Annotated in this window: 16 protein-coding genes; 14 read left to right on the top strand and 2 right to left on the bottom strand. The window is 32.4% G+C overall.

What is annotated here, in order from left to right; all coding sequences use genetic code 11:
* Window positions 1–298 precede the first annotated feature (298 nt).
* The 8 genes from FLV_RS09600 to yidC all read left to right on the top strand — a co-directional run bounded on the left by FLV_RS09600 (window position 299) and on the right by yidC (window position 11,452).
* Complete coding sequence (locus FLV_RS09600) at window positions 299–1,051, top strand: hypothetical protein (protein ID WP_243233271.1); 753 nt, start codon at window positions 299–301, stop codon at window positions 1,049–1,051.
* A 176-nt stretch (window positions 1,052–1,227) separates the two neighbouring features.
* A complete protein-coding gene (gene guaA, locus FLV_RS09595) occupies window positions 1,228–2,757 on the top strand; it encodes a glutamine-hydrolyzing GMP synthase (protein ID WP_243233269.1) in 1,530 nt (509 codons plus the stop codon).
* A gap of 61 nt (window positions 2,758–2,818) precedes the next feature.
* Window positions 2,819–4,723, top strand: a complete 1,905-nt coding sequence (locus tag FLV_RS09590) for a LysM peptidoglycan-binding domain-containing protein (protein ID WP_243233267.1) — start codon at window positions 2,819–2,821, stop codon at window positions 4,721–4,723.
* A 96-nt stretch (window positions 4,724–4,819) separates the two neighbouring features.
* Window positions 4,820–6,907: a LysM peptidoglycan-binding domain-containing protein gene (locus FLV_RS09585; protein ID WP_243233265.1), complete on the top strand. Its 2,088-nt coding sequence runs from the start codon at window positions 4,820–4,822 to the stop codon at window positions 6,905–6,907.
* Window positions 6,907–7,308 carry an OsmC family protein gene (locus FLV_RS09580; protein WP_243233263.1) on the top strand — a complete coding sequence of 134 codons (402 nt, stop codon included), beginning with the start codon at window positions 6,907–6,909 and terminating at the stop codon, window positions 7,306–7,308. The genes FLV_RS09585 and FLV_RS09580 overlap by 1 nt, the downstream gene beginning before the upstream one ends.
* A gap of 80 nt (window positions 7,309–7,388) precedes the next feature.
* Entirely contained in the window at window positions 7,389–7,619 is a 231-nt protein-coding gene (locus FLV_RS09575; protein ID WP_243233261.1) for a DUF3820 family protein, read from the top strand.
* Between the two features lie 224 nt (window positions 7,620–7,843).
* Window positions 7,844–9,457: a CTP synthase gene (locus FLV_RS09570; protein WP_243233259.1), complete on the top strand. Its 1,614-nt coding sequence runs from the start codon at window positions 7,844–7,846 to the stop codon at window positions 9,455–9,457.
* Window positions 9,458–9,538: 81 nt separating this feature from the next.
* A complete protein-coding gene (gene yidC / locus FLV_RS09565; protein WP_243233258.1) occupies window positions 9,539–11,452 on the top strand; it encodes a membrane protein insertase YidC in 1,914 nt (637 codons plus the stop codon).
* A 168-nt stretch (window positions 11,453–11,620) separates the two neighbouring features.
* Here the strand turns inward: yidC and FLV_RS09560 are convergent, their stop codons facing one another.
* Both FLV_RS09560 and FLV_RS09555 read right to left on the bottom strand, forming a co-directional pair.
* Window positions 11,621–12,751: a GTP cyclohydrolase gene (locus FLV_RS09560; protein ID WP_243233257.1), complete on the bottom strand. Its 1,131-nt coding sequence runs from the start codon at window positions 12,749–12,751 to the stop codon at window positions 11,621–11,623.
* A 49-nt stretch (window positions 12,752–12,800) separates the two neighbouring features.
* Window positions 12,801–13,838: a transporter gene (locus FLV_RS09555; RefSeq protein ID WP_243233256.1), complete on the bottom strand. Its 1,038-nt coding sequence runs from the start codon at window positions 13,836–13,838 to the stop codon at window positions 12,801–12,803.
* A gap of 127 nt (window positions 13,839–13,965) precedes the next feature.
* Here FLV_RS09555 and FLV_RS09550 point away from each other — a divergent pair, with 127 nt between their 5' ends.
* From FLV_RS09550 to FLV_RS09525, 6 genes are all read left to right on the top strand, one after another.
* Window positions 13,966–14,253 carry a DUF4834 family protein gene (locus FLV_RS09550; protein ID WP_243233255.1) on the top strand — a complete coding sequence of 96 codons (288 nt, stop codon included), beginning with the start codon at window positions 13,966–13,968 and terminating at the stop codon, window positions 14,251–14,253.
* Between the two features lie 51 nt (window positions 14,254–14,304).
* Window positions 14,305–16,746 (top strand): YfhO family protein, encoded by a 2,442-nt coding sequence (locus FLV_RS09545; RefSeq protein ID WP_243233254.1) that lies wholly within the window; start codon window positions 14,305–14,307, stop codon window positions 16,744–16,746.
* A gap of 67 nt (window positions 16,747–16,813) precedes the next feature.
* Window positions 16,814–16,981: a hypothetical protein gene (locus FLV_RS09540; protein WP_243233253.1), complete on the top strand. Its 168-nt coding sequence runs from the start codon at window positions 16,814–16,816 to the stop codon at window positions 16,979–16,981.
* Window positions 16,978–17,442, top strand: coding sequence for a nucleotidyltransferase (locus FLV_RS09535; RefSeq protein WP_243233252.1), 465 nt, complete (start codon window positions 16,978–16,980; stop codon window positions 17,440–17,442). The genes FLV_RS09540 and FLV_RS09535 overlap by 4 nt, the downstream gene beginning before the upstream one ends.
* 36 nt (window positions 17,443–17,478) lie before the next feature.
* Window positions 17,479–18,762, top strand: a complete 1,284-nt coding sequence (locus FLV_RS09530; RefSeq protein WP_243233251.1) for a glycosyltransferase family 4 protein — start codon at window positions 17,479–17,481, stop codon at window positions 18,760–18,762.
* Between the two features lie 88 nt (window positions 18,763–18,850).
* Window positions 18,851–20,320 carry a polysaccharide biosynthesis C-terminal domain-containing protein gene (locus FLV_RS09525; protein WP_243233250.1) on the top strand — a complete coding sequence of 490 codons (1,470 nt, stop codon included), beginning with the start codon at window positions 18,851–18,853 and terminating at the stop codon, window positions 20,318–20,320.
* The last annotated feature ends 25 nt before the right edge of the window (window positions 20,321–20,345 follow it).

Raw genomic sequence — 20,345 nt, 5'->3', positions numbered from 1 at the left:
TATAATTTTGAATGATTTGGGCATGTCCCGCAGAAAAAGCGGGTCGGGCTTTTCGCTAAATCTTTTATTCCGTTTCACTTCATAAAAGGATACCGCTTCAATCCCTCATGCGCTTCATAATAAGCAGTTGTGTGTGATGAAAAACTTTTTTGGCAGGTTTTTTGATTCTAAAAATTAGCCTAATATATTGTTATAAAACTCATAAAGTCGCAGCTACTAATTAAATTATGCTATTTTTGCGAAGCTATATTGTTTGATTTTATAAAATTTTAAAAGCCGATTCGATAATACTTTTTCAATGAAGCATATTTTATTTTTCATATTGTTTTTTATTGTTCTGACTGCATCTGCGCAGGTAGAATTCAACTCGGGTTTTAAACCTATCCCAGCTCCAAAGCTCGATGCTAAAACTAAAAAAATACCGGCTCCTGAAATTAAAAATCCGCAGACAGAAAATACAGATATTCCCAGTATTAAAACACCTAACGTTTTCGATAATCCTATGATAGCTCCAAAATCTAAGTTTCAGATTGGCGAGGAAAAAAGTAAGTTTTCGATGTCTACTGAGAACGATTTTGCTAATCCGGGGGATCGCTACGTTGGTAAAATGGAGAAAGATTTGGATAAAGCTGTAAAAGATGCAGGGTTAAAAGAGGGTAGAGGACAGTTAGTTAGAAAAAACCTTGAATTTGGTAATATTTATACAAGTTCAGCTTATTTTATTATAAAATGTCGAGATGCTGGAGCAATTGATGGTGATTTAATAAAAGCAATTTTTAATGATGATGTTCTTGTAGAAAGGATGTTATTGGATTCCGGATATCAAAAATTTAAAATAATATTTAATGAAGGATTTAATACTTTAGCAATTGAAGCACTTAATATTGGTTCCTTAGGAGGGAATACAGGAGGGTTTGAAATTTTTGATGCTGAGGGTAATCATATTTTATCTGATACTTGGGATAATTTAGATACAGGGTTTAAAGCAAAATTTATCATTGTAAAAGATAGTAAACTTCTTAAAAAAGCTCCTAAAAAAGCTTCCAAATAAGCTTGTTTTTGCTTTTTTATAATTTTAGTATATAAACAAGTTTAAATAAATACAAAATTAAGCTATTCAGTTATGCTTATGTTTAAATAGTAGTGTCTTAAAAGTTAAGAAATATACATTGCAAAAAAAATCAAAATTCCATTTTTCATTTTCGAATATAAAAAGTATTTTTGCGCATGCAACACAACGTACTTATTTTAGATTTCGGATCGCAATATACTCAGCTTATTGCGCGTAGAGTTCGCGAATTAAATATATTCTGCGAAATTTTTCCTTACAATCACTTTCCTAGTGATTTATCATCGTATAAAGCCGTAATTTTAGGAGGAAGCCCTTTTTCTGTTCGTGCAGAAGATGCTCCACATCCTGATTTATCTCAAATTAGAGGCAAACTTCCCATGCTGGCAGTTTGTTACGGAGCACAATACTTAGCTCACTTTAGCGGTGGCGAAGTAGCAGCTTCAAACACCAGAGAATACGGTAGAGCAAATTTATCCTATATTAAGGAGAACGAAGTTTTCTTTGATGGAGTTTCAGAAAACAGCCAGGTTTGGATGAGTCATAGCGATAGTATCAAAGCGCTTCCAACAAATGCTTTAAAATTAGCAAGTACACACGATGTAGAATTTGCAGCTTATAAAATTGAAGGCGAAACTACTTATGCTATTCAGTATCACCCTGAAGTTTTTCATTCTACAGACGGATCAAAAATGCTGGAAAACTTTTTGGTAAAAATTGCCGAAGTTCCTCAAAACTTTACACCAAATGCTTTTGTAGAAGAAATGGTGGCAGAGTTAAAAGAAAAATTAGGAAACGATAAAGTTGTTTTAGGACTTTCCGGAGGAGTTGATTCTACGGTAGCAGCCGTTTTATTAAACAAAGCAATCGGGAAAAACTTATACTGTATTTTTGTAAACAACGGTTTACTTCGTAAAAACGAATTTCAGAGCGTATTAGATCAATACAAAGGTATGGGATTAAACGTAAAAGGTGTTGATGCCGGAGACCGTTTTCTTGGAGAATTAGCCGGAATCAGTGATCCTGAGACCAAACGTAAAACAATTGGACGTGTATTTATCGAAGTTTTTGATGATGAATCACACTTATTAGAAGATGTAAAATGGCTGGCTCAGGGAACAATTTACCCAGACGTAATCGAGTCGGTTTCTGTAAAAGGACCATCGGCTACGATTAAATCACACCACAACGTTGGCGGATTACCGGATTATATGAAATTAAAAATTGTAGAACCACTTCGAATGTTGTTTAAAGACGAAGTTCGCAGAGTAGGTGCTACTTTAGGAATTGATCCTGAATTATTAGGAAGACATCCTTTTCCGGGGCCTGGATTGTCAATCAGAATTTTAGGAGATATTACTCCGGAGAAAGTTCAGATTTTACAAGATGTAGATGCTGTTTTTATTGACGGATTAAAATCCTGGGGATTATATGATAAAGTTTGGCAGGCAGGAGCAATTTTACTTCCTGTAAATTCTGTTGGGGTTATGGGTGATGAGCGTACTTACGAAAAAGTAGTGGCGCTTAGAGCGGTAGAATCAACAGATGGTATGACTGCTGACTGGGTTCATTTGCCTTATGAATTCTTGATGAAAGTTTCAAATGATATCATTAATAAGGTAAAAGGTGTGAATCGTGTAGTTTATGATATTAGTTCAAAACCACCTGCAACAATTGAGTGGGAATAGTAATATATTTCAAATTAAGGCGTTACATTTGTAACGCCTTAATTTTTTAAACCTACTATTTATGAGAGAACTTTTAACGATTTCTCTTGTGTTTGTTTTGTCTTTTAACAAAATAACAGCGCAAGATTCAATTATTGAACACAAAATTCAAAAAGGAGAAACCGCTTATTTCATTGCCCAAAAGTATAAGGTTTCTGTTGACGAAATTTACAAACTCAACCCCGAGTCTCAAATTGGAATCAAAGACAATCAAATCATTAAGATTCCGGTTCATTCCACAGAAAAACAAAATTCAAACCAGCAAACTACTCACGTTGTTGGTGCAAAAGAAACCCTTTTTGGCTTGTCAAAACAATATGGTGTTTCTGTTGAAGTACTTCAAAATGCAAATCCAATTCTTGTTAACGGACTTCAGATTGGTCAGGAAATAGTAATTCCGAAAAATATTTCAAATTTTTCAAAAACTGAAATTAATACTTCTTCTAAAGTTGCGCATCAGGTTGTAGCTAAAGAATCGTTGTTTAGTATTGCCAGACAATATAATGTTTCGGTTCAGGATTTGGAAAATCTGAATAAAGATTTACTTCAAAACGGATTGCAGATTGGTCAGACAATCACAATTCCAAACAAAAGAAAAACGTTGGATGGAAGAGTTCGTGTAATTAATCAGGAAACAATTTTTCATGTGGTTGAAGCCAAAGAAACTAAATTTGCGATTGCCAAAAAATACGGTATTTCAATCGATCAGTTGGAATCTCAAAACCCTGAAATCATAAACGGATTAGTTGTTGGGAACAAATTAGCCATCAATACAACTGAAATTAAACCGGCTAACGAAAGCGAAGAATTGATGCTGGCTTTGGCAGAAAAGCAAGTTGTGGTTGAAAAAGGAAAAGCCAAGACTGTTGAAATTGATGATTTAAAAGACAGATTGGTTGTTCAGAAAGAAATGAATCAGAAAATCATAAAAATAAATGATTTAAAAATGAACCTGAATGATTTGAACGGTTCTAAAGAAAATTCGGTTGAAAAACTGCGACTGGTTTTAGAAGCCAATAAAAATGTGCAGGATATTTTAATGGCAAAATTAGATTCATTGGTCAATACGATGAATAATGATTTGGTCGAATTAAAAAGAATGGATGTCTTGAATGTTGACGAATCAAGACGATTAGAAAAACAATCTTATGAAAGCATCGGAAAAACAAATGAATTATCATTTCAGTTAAAAAAAGAACTGGCTGAAAACCGTAAAGCATACGCTGGTTTAATGAATAAAGTTGAAAAGATTGCTGTTGAGGAAAATCAGGAGTATAAGAAAAAAATCCGCGAAAGTGAAAAAGCGAATACTGCAACATCAATACAGCAAAGACTTTCTTTAGAAGAAATCAAGCGTTACAAAATTAATCAGGAGCAGAGCGATGCGCAAAATCAGCTTTTAATTGCGAAAATTGACTCGCTGGATGTTCAGAAAAAAATTGAAGTAAAACGTCATATCAGTAAAGCTTCTTATTATAGCATGGAAGCCAGAAAATTTGATGACAAACTGGCTTTGATAAAGTTGAAAAAATATCAGGACGAGGCTGTCAAAAAATCAGTTTCTGCAGAAAATTTAAAAACAGTTTCGTTAGAAGAAATGAAACAGGAACTTAAGGAGAATCCTTTTAAAAACGAAAAAAATATAAAAATCGAAGTTTTTGACAATCTTAAAGAAGTTTCAAACGGATATTATTTGGTTTTAGGTACATTTACAGATGCTGCTCCAAGAGACCAATTGATTATGAAACTCATTGATTCAGGCGATTTTAATGCCAGTTTCTTTTTTAATATCAACAGTTTGTCTTATTATGTTTATTCAGATAAGTACAATAATATGGAAGAAGTTTTGTATCAATGCAAGAAAAAGGAAGAAGATGAGTTATATAAAAACATCATTATTGCTAAGGCAGAAATTGATCTCAGGTAATAATTAGTAAAGAATTAACTTTCGGACTGATTTTTGTTTTGAACATAAATTAGTATCTTGTTCGCATTAAAAGAATAATTGTTTTTAATATCTATTATGAAATATTTTTTCACCCTGTTTTCTATTGCTTTTTTTATTACATGTGCTGCTTTCTCTCAGGAAAAAGTGGTTAAATACACTGTTTCAAACGGTGAAACGATTAATCAGATTGCTCAAAAATTTAAGGTTACACCTTATGATATTTACCAGTTGAATCCGGATGCAAGAACTTCTTTGAAACCGAATACAGTTTTGTTAATTCCTAATAACAGTGGAAAGACAACTGCTAAAAAAGATGAAACTTTAGCTAAAAAAAATGGAAATACTAAAGAAATTATCCATGAAGTACAACCAAAAGAAACCTTTTACAGTATCGAAAAAAAATATGGAATTTCGGATGAAGCTCTAAAAGCAGCAAATCCTTTTTTAGAAAAAGATGGTGTTCAGATTGGACAAAAGTTGGTTATTCCTGCTAAGGGGGTAGCATCAAAATCGTCTTTGGTTAATAAAACTATTAAGGAAAGAGCAAAAGAAAAATATGTATATCATGATGTTGCAGCAAAAGAAACTAAATTTTCAATAGCTAAAAAATACAATACTACCATTGAAGATTTAGAAAGACGTAATCCTGGTATAGTCGAAAATTTGCCAATTGGTTACAGGCTGATCATTTCAGGAATTGCTCCAAAGGAAGAAGTTATAGCAGCTGTTCCAAATGTTGTAAAGCCAGCTGAGACTAAAAAAACAGATACTTCAAAGAAAGTGACAACTTATATGGAGTATCAGGTGAAGCCTAAAGAAACTTTTTACAGTTTAGGAAGAATATTTCATCTTACTCAGGAAGAATTAACAGAATTAAATCCGTCACTTTCTGAAGGGGTAAAAGAAGGAATGGTTTTAAAAGTTCCATCGGGATATGTTGCTTCGGTGCCAATCATTGTAAAAGAAGAGCAAAAACAAACTGAAAAACAAACTGAAAAACCGGCAGAAAATAAAGGAGGAATTCAAATTCTTGAAAAAGTAAAATCAGAAACTGTTTCTGCTGATCCGGAAGTGGTTGAATTAAGTAAAAAACGAGGACAGAACGAACGTAAAAAGCTGGTTTTGTTATTGCCTTTTAATATCGCTAAAATGCAGAATGATACAGTAGGTTTTGCTAATCGTATAAAAACAGATAAGTTTTTAAATATGACCCTTGATTTTTATTCGGGAGCAATGATGGCAATTGATTCGGCAAAGACTTTAAAACTGCCAATCGATGTTTCGATTTATGATTCACAGGAGACAAAAAGTACTTCAAATATTCCGAGTCTGATTACACAAAATAAATTGCAGGATGCTAATGCAATTATTGGTCCGTTTTATCAGACTAATGCCGAAACAACGGCTAATACACTGCGTTTGCATAATGTACCGGTAATTTCGCCATTGTCTAAAGATTCAGCTAACCCAATTGATAATTTATATCAGTCCATACCAACAAATGATGTAGTCAGAAATACGATTTTTGATTATATGCGTTCTAAAAACGGTAATATAGTGGCAGTGGTTGATAAGAAAAAAGAATCCGTTATCAATTATATCAAACAAAACCAAAAAGGTGTTGCTTTTGCTTCCTTAACTGAAACGGGAGGTTTGGATGTTGCCAGTCTGAAAAGTTTATTGCTGCCAAACAGAATGAATTACGTGGTAATGGAAACCGCTAATACTGCAATGGTAAAATATACGATTAAAGCTTTGATTGATGCGCAAAAAACATGTCAGATTCAATTGGTGATTTTAGAACCAAACAGTACTTTGGATACTGATGAAATTTATTTTGAAAATCTGGTAAAATTAAAATTGATGTATCCGTCAGTTTCACGTGAAAGCGATCAGTCTGGAGTGTTAATTTTTGAAAAAGAATACAAACTGAAAAACAAAGTGAATCCAAATACGTATGCAACTCGTGGTTTTGATGTAACTTTTGATACGATGATGCGTTTGGTTCAGGGAAAAACCTATCAGGAAACAGCAGATTTAATGACAACCGAACAAGTGGATAATAAATTTCAATATTATAAAAAAGAAGATGGAGGGCACGCTAACAAAGGTGTTTACATCTTATATTACGATTCAGACTTAACTTTAAAAGTAGCAAATTAATGACATCCAAAGTAACCTATTTAGGCGATTTAAGAACAAAATCAATACATGTGCAGTCAGGAAGTGAAATCATTTCGGATGCACCATTAGACAATAACGGAAAAGGAGAAGCATTTTCTCCAACAGACACAGTAGCAAATGCTTTAGCAAGCTGTATGTTTACCATTATGGGAATTAAAGCCCGTGATTTAAATGTAGATTTAGTAGATTCGACAGCTGAAGTAACTAAAGTTATGAACGCTGAGCCACGAAGAATTGGTGCTATCGAAATTGTTTTTGAACTGATAAGTAATGCTGATGAAAAAAACAAAATAATTTTAGAACGTGCTGCCATGACATGTCCGGTATTTTTGAGTCTGAACTCAGATATTGAAAAACGAATTACTTTCAACTGGAAATAAAAACACAATTATAGAATTTAAAGAAGTAAGAAAAAGATGTTATCAATATTCTTTTTCTTGCTTCTTTTTTCTTTTAAAAAATGGAACAAGACAAAAAACTTCTTATAAAATTAGCTCATACCAAAATGCCTTTCGGAAAATACGAAGGACGTTTTTTAATTGATTTACCCGAATATTATGTGGTTTGGTATCATAACAAAGGTTTGCCTAAAGGAGAATTGGGACAACAATTACAGCTTATCTATGAATTAAAACTGAATGGACTGGAAGATTTGATACGGAATATTAAAAAGCAGTATCCGAAACCTTAAAAGAATCAGATAATGGGAAAAATTAGAAAATTAGATAATGTTTAGAGAGATGAATTTAAATATTTGGTTTAAAATGAATATAATTTATTATTTCTAATTATCACTTGTCTATTTCTTAATTTTTTCAATTGACACATTTTCTAATTTTCTAATTAGCAAATTGTCTAATTAAATTTGTACTTTTGCCAAGTTTTTTACACAACTACAATACAAACTACAACAGAATGAATCAAACAAAATATATTTTTGTTACAGGAGGTGTGACCTCTTCATTAGGAAAAGGAATTATTGCTGCATCTTTGGCTAAATTGCTGCAAGGAAGAGGATATCGTACTACTATTCAGAAATTCGATCCATACATTAACGTAGATCCGGGGACATTAAACCCTTACGAACACGGAGAATGTTATGTAACGGATGATGGGGCAGAAACGGACTTGGATTTAGGTCACTATGAGCGTTTTTTAAATGTTCCTACTTCTCAGGCAAATAACGTAACTACAGGAAGAGTCTATCTTTCGGTTATTGAAAAAGAAAGAAGAGGAGAGTTTTTAGGAAAAACAGTTCAGGTTGTTCCGCATATCACAAACGAAATTAAAGACAGAATGCAATTGCTGGGTAAATCCGGTGATTATGATATTGTGATTACTGAAATTGGTGGTACTGTTGGTGATATTGAGTCTTTACCATATATTGAGTCTGTTCGTCAATTGGTTTGGGAATTGGGTGAAAACAACGGAATTGTGATTCATTTGACTTTAGTTCCATTTTTGGCTGCTGCAGGAGAATTGAAAACAAAACCAACACAGCACTCAGTAAAAACGTTGATGGAAAGCGGTATCAAAGCCGATATTTTGGTTTGCAGAACTGAGCATGAATTATCTCAGGAATTGCGAAATAAACTGGCTTTGTTTTGCAATGTAAAAAAAGAAGCGGTTATTCAGTCAATTGATGCTTCGACAATATATGAAGTTCCAAATTTAATGCTTGAAGAAGGGTTAGATGTTGTGGCTTTAAAGAAATTAGATTTACCTAAAAAAGCGGCTCCGGATTTAAAAACATGGAATACTTTTTTACGTCGATTAAAAAATCCAAAACAAACCGTAAACATTGGTCTGATTGGGAAATATGTAGAAATGCAGGATTGTTACAAATCTATTTTAGAGGCGTTTATTCATGCAGGTGCTGCAAATGAAACTAAAGTAAATGTAATTTCGATTCACTCAGAACACATCAATATTGATAATGTGGCTGAGAAATTAGGAGTTCTTGATGGGGTTTTAGTTGCTCCCGGTTTTGGTGAAAGAGGTATTGAAGGAAAAATCGAAGCTGTTCGTTATGCACGTGAAAATAATATTCCGTTTTTTGGAATTTGTTTAGGAATGCAAATGTCTGTTATCGAATATTCCAGAAATGTTTTAGGTTATGCTGAAGCGAATTCTACTGAGATGAACGATAAAACAAAACATCCGGTGGTAAATTTGATGGAAGATCAAAAAACAGTTACAGATAAAGGAGGAACAATGCGACTTGGAGCCTGGAAATGTGATATTACACCAAATACGCTGGCACATAGAATTTATGGCGAAAAAACAATTTCTGAGCGTCACCGTCACCGTTATGAGTTCAATAATACCTATAAAGATGAATTAGTAAAAGCAGGCTTAATTGCATCAGGAGTTAATCCTGATACTGGATTGGTAGAAATTGTGGAATTAGAGAATCATCCATTTTTTATTGGGGTGCAATACCATCCTGAATACAAAAGTACGGTTGCGAATCCACACCCAATTTTCGTAAACTTTGTGGCTGCTGCTGTAAATTTTCATAAAAAATAATATTAATATTCTAAGAGGATGTAACTTTTGAGTCAAACTCACAACTAATATCCTTCAATGAATTACTTTTTTAAATAATATATGGAAGAAAAAAAATTAGACCTTAATTCAATCATTGGTTTTGTATTGATATTCGGAATTTTGATTTGGATTATGTACCAAAATCAGCCTTCTGAAAAAGAAATTGCTGCTGAAAAAGCCAAGAAAGAATTGGTAGCTAAACAAGAAGCTCAGGCAAAATCGGATAAAACAAAAACAGCTGTTTTACCAGTTGTTGCTGCAACTCCGGGAGATACTGTTCAATTAGCACAATTACAAAAAACATTAGGTGGTTTTGCTTATTCTGCGACACTTCCTTCTGCAAAAGAATCTTTTACTACGATTGAAAACGAAAAGATAAAACTTAAAATTGCTAACAAAGGCGGATATATTGTTGAGGCAACCCTAAAAGAATTTGAAAGATTTGAAAAAGGTTCAAAACAATTAGTTGAATTGATCAAAGACAATAATTCGAACTTAAACATTCAGTTGCAAACAACTGATAACAGAACTTTAAATTCTAAAGATTTGTTTTTTGAACCTACATTAGAAAAAGTGGGAGCGGATCAGGTTTTATCAATGCGTTTAAAAGCTGGAGCTAATGAGTTTTTAGAATACAAGTATGTCTTAAAACCAAATGATTATTTAGTTGGTTTTGATGTTCGTTCTCAGGGATTGAATAAAGTTTTAAATTCTTCAAAACCATTAGATTTACAGTGGGATTTAAAGACATATAGAAACGAAAAAAGTATTTCTTATGAAAACCGTTATGCCGAAATTTATTACGAGCATGAAGAAGGAAAAATAAATTACGCAGGTTTAGGAAGTCATGAAGAAGAGACAGTTGAACAAGTAAGTTTTATTGCTTATAAGCAACATTTCTTTACTTCTATTTTAGTAACAGATAAAGCATTTGCAACATCAAAATTAGAATCGACTAATTTAGTTAAAGATGAAAAAATAGATACTGTTTTTACTAAACAGTTTAAAGCGAATGTTCCTTTGGCGTTCTCAAACGGAGAAATTGATTATAAAATGCAATGGTATTTTGGACCAGCAGATTATAAAGTTTTAAAATCGTATGATAAAAATTTTCAAAAAATTATTCCGTTAGGATGGGGAATTTTTGGCTGGATTAACAGATTGATTTTTATTCCGTTGTTTGGATTCTTAAGTTCAACAATCGGTTTGTCATTAGGGATTGCCATTATTATTTTTACGATTATTATTAAATTGGCCATGTCGCCAATCACTTATAAGTCGTTTTTATCACAGGCAAAAATGAAGGTTTTGCGTCCTGAAATTACTGAGTTGGGAGAAAAATTTAAAAAAGACCCAATGAAGAAACAGCAGGAAACAATGAAGTTGTACAATAAAGCAGGGGTAAACCCAATGGCGGGATGTATTCCGGCGTTGATTCAGCTTCCGTTTATGTATGCATCGTTCCAGTTTTTTCCTTCAGCGTTTGAATTAAGACAGAAAGGTTTTCTTTGGGCAGACGATTTATCTTCTTTTGACTCTGTAGCCAAATTACCATTCAATATTCCTTTATACGGAGATCATATTAGTTTGTTCCCAATTTTGGCAGCAATTGCGATTTTCTTCTATATGAAAATGACTTCAGGAGATCAGCAAATGGCAGCTCCTCAGCAGGAAGGTATGCCGGATATGGCAAAAATGATGAAAATCATGATTTATGTTTCGCCATTAATGATGTTGATTTTCTTCAATAGTTATGGTGCAGGTTTGAGTTTGTATAACTTTATTTCGAACTTAATTACAATCGGAATTATGTTTGTAATTAAAAACTATATTGTTGATACGGATAAAATTCATGCTCAGATTCAGGAAAACAAGCAAAAAGAGCCTAAAAAACCGGGTAAGTTTCAACAGCGTCTTCAGGAAGTGATGGAGCAGCAGGAAGAGGCTAAAAAAGCTCAAAATAAAAAGAAATAATTATTTCTTAAGATATAAAAAAGGTCGAATTTTATTTCGACCTTTTTTTATTGTTGGATTTTAAGTATAATTGTTTTAAAAAAAAATACCTAGATGTTGTTTTTGAAATACCTGTTGTGGTATTTCTACCGTTTACTTTACAACTTTCGACTTACAACTTTAAGACTTTTAAGTCCATTGTGATAAATCTTTTCGATATGTTTTTCTTTGGCAATGAATTTTTGGATCAAAATTTTTCCATAACAAATGAATAGCATTGTTTTCTAATAGTTCAGGAGTTCTGATGCAATTTTGAATTCCCTTTTCAGAAAAAGTTTTGTAATATTCATCAAAAATTATTGCAGTAACTCCTTTGTTTTGATAATCAGGATGAACTCCGATAAGATAGAATACCACATCTTTACTGTGTTTACGTGCTTTTAAAAGATGAAGGAATCCAAAGGGAAAAAGCTTTCCTTTTGCCTTTTGTAACGCTTCAGTAAAACTTGGCATTACGATACTAAAAGCAATTAAATTATCATCTTTGTCAACCACAAATTTGATGTATTCCGGATTGATAAAGCTAATGTATTTCTTTTTAAAATATTCTTTCTGAACATCAGAAATAGCTACAAATGAAGCTAACTTTTCGTAGGATTCATTAAACAAATCAAACATTTTGTCTACATGGGGCATAATGTCTTTTGTTTTGGTAAAAGTTAAAGATCTTAAACCATATCTTTTTTTGATAAGTTCCTGAGCTTTTGTGAAGAACTCTGGTTTTACATTTGAAAATGGAAAAATACTTTCGATATATTGTTTTTCTACCTGAAAGCCTAATTGTTCAAAATGAGTAACATAATAAGGATTGTTGTACCAGGTAATCATCGTCCCTTTTTGGTCAAAACCTTCTGATAAAACACCAACTTTATCCAGATTTGAAAATCCCATCGGACCTTCAATGTGTTCGAGATTGTTTTGTTTTCCTAATTCATAGACTTTTTCAAGTAAAGCTTTGGTGACTTCGATATCATCAATAACGTCAAACCATCCAAAACGTACTTTTCTTTTGTGTTGGTTGTTTACTTCGGCCCAGTTAATGATAGCGGTAATTCGCCCAACAATTTCATTGTTTTTGTAAGCGATATAAAAATAAGCCTCAGCATTCTCAAAAGCCGGATTTTTTGTTTTGTCAAATGATTCTAATTCATCTGCAATAATTGGCGGAACCCAATACGGGTTGTCTTTGTATAAGGAAAAAGGGAATTTAATATATTCTGTTAATTCCTTTTTTGTTTTGGCTTCTTTAATTGTAATCATTAAACTTGTTTTTTATTATTTTCAGAAATTAAAAGGATTTGTAAAAATGCTAAGTTTTTTTCTTCTCATATTTGGCTTTTCTTTTACGCTCTTTTTCCTGATAGTCTTCTTTTTTATTTTCTTTTTCTTGTGCTTCTTGTTCTTCTTTTGTGATTTTGTCTTTTTTATTTTTAGGTTTTTTTACTTTGCCAACTCTTGTTAGTTTTTCTTTATGTTTATCATCATAACGTATAGAAAAACCAATTCCGCCATAAAGAATTGAAGGCGTATTTTTTATATTTTTACTTATAGAAGCATCAATTTGAACGTTTCTTGATAATAAGTACGCAGCGCCACCCCTAAAAATTGCATCACTGTATAAATCGCTTTTATAACCTTGATTTTCAATAAAACCGGACCATTTGCTGTTGAAACCTCTTGTTAAGGTTATGATATATCCATATCCGGAATTATCCGTGCCTATATAATCTGCGATAAGGTTTGATACCAATACCCATTTGGCACCAAAATGGTTTTGAGTAATCAGCATTAATTTTGGAGAAACGCCTGATTCGGTCGAATAATAATTCAGGGTGTTTGAATTGTAAGCAAATGGATTGTCTTTAAAAACAAAATTAGCACCTGCAAAGATTGAAACTGCCGGAATTAATTGACGCCATCTAAATTTTTTATTGGCATTATAGCTGTAAATATTAACGTCTTCTTTATAGTTTTTAAACGGGTCATAAATTAAATATTTAGCTCCTAAATTAGTCTGTTTAAAATTGCTTTTTTTAAAACTGGCTGCGGGAGTTGTAAACTTTTCATTTTGATACTGAATATCGGCTATAAATTCCAGCTGTTCGAGAAAAAGCCCCCAGCGTAGTGTAAAATCAGTACCAAAACCTGAGGCTTCATAATTTTGAGTATCATGTTTTTCATTTATACCGTAAAAACCGGCTTCGGTCTGGATTACCGACTTTCCAACAGAATAAGCCGACATAGTTTCACCTGGACGATTAGAGTTTATTACATCTGTATATTGAGCAAAAAAGTATTGAGGAAATATAAATAGGCTAGCAATCAAAAAGTTTTTAATTTTTAACATATTATGTGTTTTTTAATTAAAAAAGTAATAACGTTTTCAAATGTACTATATTTTATTATTTATTTAAGATTGATATTTTAATTTTAAACAGCGGATTTACTAATTTTGAAAAAAAAATTATATGATCATGCAAGAAGCATCTTTTACAAATTTGTTTAAAACGATAATGTGGATTATTGCGTTTTATTATATTTTTAAATTTTTGGCCAGAATCTTTTTGCCGGTATTGGTAAAAAAGGCTGTAGAAAAAGCAGGTGAAAATTTTCAGAGACAACAGCAATATAATCAGGGCAATTCATGGCAAAGAACCCAAAACAATAATAACGATGAGATAATCATCGATACTGCTAATGCAAAAAAGCCTCGAGAGACCAAAAAAGTAGGCGATTATGTTGATTACGAAGAAATAGATTAAGTTTGTACCCTGAAGCAATCAGGATTCATCATTTAACCAAACCACCCAAAATTGAAAATAGTAAATAAGTTCTATCCGCACGCCCTTGTAATTCTGGGCTTTATTCTCGTTTCATTAATTTATTTTTACCCTGTTCTGCAGGGAAAACAAATTTTTCAATCTGATATTGCTCAATACACCGGAATGGCAAAAGAGCAAAATGACTTTAGAGCTGCCGAAAACTCTGAACCGTATTGGACTAATTCTGCTTTTGGAGGAATGCCAACGTATCAGCTGGGAGCAAATTATCCGAATGATTTTGTGGGTAAATTAGATGATGTTTTACGTTTTTTACCACGTCCTGCCGATTATTTATTTTTATACTTCTTAGGTTTTTACGGTTTGCTTTTGGTTTTAAAAACAGACCCTTTAAAGGCATTTATTGGTGCTATAGCTTTTGGTTTTTCAACCTATTTAATTATAATTTTGGGAGTTGGGCATAATGCAAAGGCACATGCCATTGCGTATATGCCGCTGGTTATTGCCGGTATTATATTGGTTTTTCAGAAAAAATATATTTGGGGAGGTCTGCTTACCATGTTTGCAGTTGCTTTAGAAGTGAATGCGAACCACTTTCAAATGACGTATTACCTGCTGATTTTCTTGTTGATTCTTTCGGGATATTTTGTTTTTAATTTCATTAAAGAAAAACAATTTAAAGAACTGGGAATCGCAGTTGGAGTTTTGGCAGTTGCGGGAATTTTTGCCATAGGAGCAAATGCTACCAATTTAATGGCAACCAGCGAATATGCTAAATTCAGTACACGAAGTAACAGCGAATTGACTTTTAATCCGGATGGATCTAAAAAGACTGATGAAAATGCTTTAAGTAGAGAATATATTACCGAATACAGCTACGGAATTGCTGAAAGTTTTAACCTGATTGCGCCTAGAATATTTGGTGGTTCAAATCATGAAAATGTTGGTACTCACAGTAGTATGTATTCTTTTATGATTGAACAGGGAGTTCCTTCAGCTCAGGCAGAGGATTTTGTATCAGGAATGCCTACTTATTGGGGAGACCAGCCTATTGTTGCAGCTCCGGCTTACATAGGTGTTGTGGTTTTCTTTTTGGCTGTTTTGGCATTGTTTATTGATGACAGAAAAATTAAATATGTATTCTTGGGAGGAGCATTGTTTTCGTTAATACTTTCCTGGGGTAAAAACTTCTCATTACTGACTGACTTTTTTATTGATTACATTCCGATGTATGATAAGTTTAGAGCGGTTTCTTCAATTCAGGTTATTCTTGAATTATGCTTTCCGGTGTTAGCAGTTATGGGAATTCAATCATTTTTTAAAGCAAAAGAGGAACCAAAATTACAGCAAAAGGTACTCGTACAAACAGGTGTTTTTGGTCTCGGAATAATTTTAATTTTGGTAATTGCCAAAGGATTTTTTCACTTCACAGGAAGTAATGATAATTATTATTTAGAAAGTTACGGTCCAGGTTTTGTTGATGCTTTAAAAGAAGACCGAATGACTTTATATTCTGCTGATTTATTGCGTTCTGGGTTTTTTATTGTCATTACTTTTGGAACTTTATGGTTGTTTATTAAAAATAAATTAGCCCAGAATACCACTTTAATTATTGTTGGACTTTTAATGGTTTTTGATTTGTTTTTTGTGGATAAAAAATACGTTTCTGCAAAAGATTTTGTAAGTCCGGTAGAAATTGCTGCTCCATTTCAGGAAACTCCGTCTGATGCTCAAATTTTAAAAGATACTACTCATTACAGGGTTTTTGAGGTAAACGGAAATATGTCAAGTGCGCGGGCATCTTATTTTCATAATTCATTGGGAGGTTATCATGCTGCAAAACCTAGAAGAATTCAACAGTTATTCGATTATCAGATCGCAAAAAACAATACGGAAGTTTTGGATATGTTAAATGTAAAATACATCATCCAAACGGATAAAGAAGGGAAAGAATTTCCAACAATAAATCCAAATACTAATGGTAACGCCTGGTTTGTGAGTACAGTAAAACTCGTAAATAAACCTGATGATGTGATGAAATCTCTGGATGACATTGACACCAAGAGAGTTGCTGTTTTTAATGTTCGTGAGCATGAAGCTAAATTTAGAAGTGCCCGATTAAAAAAACAATGGGATACAACAGGAACAATTAAAGTTGTAGAATATAAACCGAATTATATTAAATACCAATCGGATAACACAAAAGACGGGTTGGCTGTTTTCTCTGAAATGTATTATAAAAATGGGTGGAATGCCTATGTTGATGGTAAATTGACTGATCATTTCCCGGTTGATTATGTTTTGAGAGCAATGGAAATTCCGGGTGGTAAACATACAGTCGAATTTAAATTTGAACCTCAGGTTATAAAAACTGGTGGAATGATTACTTTGGTAAGCTCAATTGGAATGTTATTGCTTTTGATTGGAGGAATTTATTTTCAAAACAGAAAATCCAAAAATCAAGGCCAGAATTAAATTTCTTAGTCTGTTGAGTACTATATCGTTTTGTATCTTTGTTTTAGAATCTTACAAAAGTTAAGTGATGAAAGATATTGTATTAAAATTTGGTACTCCAAAAGAATTGGAAGCTAAAAGAATTTTAGAAATAAAATCGCTTTCTTATGTTGAGAGGCTAGAACGATTGATGGCTATTATTGAAATTTCCTATAGATTAAAGACAGGTAAAATAATTCAATCTAAGAAACGATGAATGAGCAAATTATTGCCATTTGGAATAGTTTTTTTCGAAACAAGGTTAAGTATATAACTATTGGAGGGTTTGCCGTAAACATATATGGATATAATAGAAATACAGGTGATATTGATATCTATTTAGAAGACACTATTGAAAACAGGATTAATTTACGAAAGGCATTAAAAGCAATTAATTTAGGAGACTTTGAATCAATTGAAACTATGCAATTTATTCCGAGTTGGACAGATTTTACATTAAATTATGGTCTAAGACTGGATATTATGACTGTTGTAAAAGGTTTAGAAGATAAACCTTTTTCTTCTTTATTAGAAGATGCAACAATTGTAATGATTGATGAAACTCCTGTTTATTTTATTGATTATGAAAATTTAATTATTGCTAAAAAAGCTTCTAATCGACCGAAAGATATTCTGGATATTGAAGAATTGGCGAAAGTGAATAACGAGAATGTTTAATTTTAAAATTAAGCTGTTTTAAAGACTGAATAAAAATTGGAGCAAAAGAAACTTTTAATAATAACCTATTACTTCCCACCTGCAGGAGGCCCTGGAGTACAGCGTTGGTTAAAATTTGTAAAATACCTGCCGGAATTCGATGTACAGCCAATAGTTTATGTACCTGAAAATCCAACGTATCCAATTGTTGATGAAGGTTTGGTAAGTGAAATATCTGATAAAGTAATTATTCTTAAAAATAAAATTTGGGAACCTTATCAGTTGGCATCGGTTTTTTCAAAAAATAAAACTAAAAAAATCAGTTCAGGTATTTTTCCGCAAAAGAAGAAACAGACTTTTTTAGATAAGACTTTTTTATGGGTACGCGGTAACCTTTTTATTCCTGATGCCCGTGTTTTTTGGGTGAAGCCTTCTGTAGCTTATCTTGAGAAGTATATTAAAGAAAACAATATTGATACAATCGTTACTTCGGGACCTCCACACAGTCTGCATTTAATTGGTTTAGAATTAAAGCAGAAACTCAACGTAAAATGGTTTGCAGATTTTCGTGATCCATGGACAACGATTGGTTATCATAAAGCACTGCGTTTATCAAATTATGCTGCTAACAAGCATAAACAATTAGAACATAAAGTACTTAATTCAGCAGACGAAATCATTGTAACCAGTAAAACAACTAAAACAGAATTTCAGACGATAACTGATAGGCCCATTTCGGTTATTACAAATGGTTATGATATTGAAAATGTCGAAAAACAGGTTTTAGATGCTAAATTTACTCTTGCTCATATCGGTTCTTTTTTATCAGATCGAAATCCGAAGTTTTTATGGGAATGCCTGGTTGAATTACTGAACGAAATTCCTGATTTTAAATCGCATTTAGAAATTAAATTAATTGGTGCAGTAAGTCAGGAAGTACTTGACTCTATTTCAGAATTTAAGCTAAATAATTATTTAAATCTTCTGGGATATGTTTCGCATCATGAGGCAATAGCGCATCAAAAAAAATCACAGGTTTTGCTTTTAATCGAAATAAATTCTGAAGACACCAAAAGCATTATTCCGGGTAAATTGTTTGAATATATGGTCTCTAATCGTCCAATAATTGCGATTGGTCCCCAAGGCTCTGATTTTGCTGATATTATAAAAGAAACAAATACAGGAGTATTTTTTGATTATTCTGAAAAAGAGAAATTAAAAAGTGTAATTTTGGACTTTTACAATCAATTTTTGGAAGGAAAATTACAAGCTCATGGGGTTGGTTTACAGCAATATTCCAGAAAAAACCTGACCAAACAATTGGTACAATTGATCCGTTAAAAAATCAATTTCAAAAACAATAACAATTTAAAACCTTATAAGAAAGTAGAAAATCTAAACTCTACAATCTAAATTCTGCAACCAAAAAATGGGTATTGTCTTAAATCAGTCTTTCAAAAATACTATAATTACTTATATAGGTTTCGGTATTGGAGCCATTAATACACTGTATTTGTATCCAATTTATTTAGGAGCAACATATTACGCCTTAACAAATTATATTCTTTCAGCTGCAAATGTTATTATGCCTTTGTTTGCTATCGGGATGCAAAATACGTTAGTTAAATTTTACTCCCAATATGATACTGAAGAGGAGAGAGAACAATTTTTGTCATTTACAGCTCTGTTTCCGGTATTGATGTGTATTCCTTTGGGAATTATAGGAATCTTTTTCTTTGATGATATTACGGCTTTTGTTTCTAAGGAAAATCCGGTTGTAAAAGAATTCATGCTCTTAATTCCGTTTATCGGAATCTGTATGGCGTATTTTGAAATTTTTTATGCCTGGGCTAGAGTGCACATGCATTCGGTTTTTGGAAACTTTATAAAAGAAGTAGGTTTAAGGTTATTTTCGAGTTTTGCCTTAATTGGTCTTTACTTTAAATGGATTTCATTGGTTGAATTTGTTTATTTAACTGCGGCGATTTACTTTCTTGCCTTTTTGATAACGATGTTTTATGCATTTTATATCAAAAGACCCAACTTTCAGATTACAATTCCTAATAATGTAAAAAGTGTAATGGAGTACACTTTTTATATTATTTTGTCAGGAAGTGTAGCCAACTTACTTTTAGACGGCGATAAACTGATGCTGAATCAATATATGGAGATCAAGAATATTGCTTATTATTCTGTAGCAACTTATATTGCTTTGGTTATCTCGGTTCCAAGCCGTGCCATGCATCAAATTGTTTACCCGATTACGGCTAAATTAATGCATGAAAACAAACACGACGAGCTGAATATTTTGTATAAAAAAACATCCATAAACCTGCAAATTGTTGGTGGTTTTGTAATGTTGTGCATTTTTGTAAATATTAATCAGTTGTATGAAATCGTCCCTGATGAATACAGAGGCGGAATACCGGTAGTATTCATGATTGGTTTGTCTAAATATTTTGATTTGATTTTAGGGAATAATAACGCCATTATTTTTAACACTAAATATTACAAAACCGTGTTGTTTCTTGGCTTAGGATTAGTAGTATTGACGTTTATTTTAAATGTAATTTTTATACCTCTTTATGGCATTATGGGATCAGCATTTGCAACCTTATTGTCAATCACTTTTTATAGTTTAGCCAAATTACTTTTTGTTGTTAAGAAACTTCATTTGTATCCTTTTACAAAACAAAATTTATATTCTTTAGCCGTTACAACAGCTTTGTTTTTAGCTTTTTATTTTTGGGATTTTCCAATTTATCCTTTAATCGGAATTGCTTTAAAATCTATACTGGTTACGATTTTATATCTGTATTTGAACTATAAATTCAATATATCGCCGGATATTAATCAGGTTATTGATGGCGTTTTAAGAAAAATAAAGATTAAAATTTAAGGAAGTAAATTTAACAGAAAACAGA

This window comes from Flavobacterium pectinovorum, from assembly GCF_022802975.1.
Lineage (GTDB): Bacteria > Bacteroidota > Bacteroidia > Flavobacteriales > Flavobacteriaceae > Flavobacterium > Flavobacterium pectinovorum_B.
The sequence above is the reverse complement of the archived record's forward strand: the minus strand, read 5'-3'. Positions and strand labels throughout refer to the sequence as shown.

Bases quoted from the DNA above. Each gene is read 5' to 3' on its own strand.
- FLV_RS09600 (WP_243233271.1), top strand. From the start codon at position 299: ATGAAGCATATTTTATTTTTCATATTGTTTTTTATTGTTCTGACTGCA.
- guaA (WP_243233269.1), top strand. From the start codon at position 1,228: ATGCAACACAACGTACTTATTTTAGATTTCGGATCGCAATATACTCAG.
- FLV_RS09590 (WP_243233267.1), top strand. From the start codon at position 2,819: ATGAGAGAACTTTTAACGATTTCTCTTGTGTTTGTTTTGTCTTTTAAC.
- FLV_RS09585 (WP_243233265.1), top strand. From the start codon at position 4,820: ATGAAATATTTTTTCACCCTGTTTTCTATTGCTTTTTTTATTACATGT.
- FLV_RS09580 (WP_243233263.1), top strand. From the start codon at position 6,907: ATGACATCCAAAGTAACCTATTTAGGCGATTTAAGAACAAAATCAATA.
- FLV_RS09575 (WP_243233261.1), top strand. From the start codon at position 7,389: ATGGAACAAGACAAAAAACTTCTTATAAAATTAGCTCATACCAAAATG.
- FLV_RS09570 (WP_243233259.1), top strand. From the start codon at position 7,844: ATGAATCAAACAAAATATATTTTTGTTACAGGAGGTGTGACCTCTTCA.
- yidC (WP_243233258.1), top strand. From the start codon at position 9,539: ATGGAAGAAAAAAAATTAGACCTTAATTCAATCATTGGTTTTGTATTG.
- FLV_RS09560 (WP_243233257.1), bottom strand. From the start codon at position 12,751: ATGATTACAATTAAAGAAGCCAAAACAAAAAAGGAATTAACAGAATAT.
- FLV_RS09555 (WP_243233256.1), bottom strand. From the start codon at position 13,838: ATGTTAAAAATTAAAAACTTTTTGATTGCTAGCCTATTTATATTTCCT.
- FLV_RS09550 (WP_243233255.1), top strand. From the start codon at position 13,966: ATGCAAGAAGCATCTTTTACAAATTTGTTTAAAACGATAATGTGGATT.
- FLV_RS09540 (WP_243233253.1), top strand. From the start codon at position 16,814: ATGAAAGATATTGTATTAAAATTTGGTACTCCAAAAGAATTGGAAGCT.
- FLV_RS09535 (WP_243233252.1), top strand. From the start codon at position 16,978: ATGAATGAGCAAATTATTGCCATTTGGAATAGTTTTTTTCGAAACAAG.
- FLV_RS09525 (WP_243233250.1), top strand. From the start codon at position 18,851: ATGGGTATTGTCTTAAATCAGTCTTTCAAAAATACTATAATTACTTAT.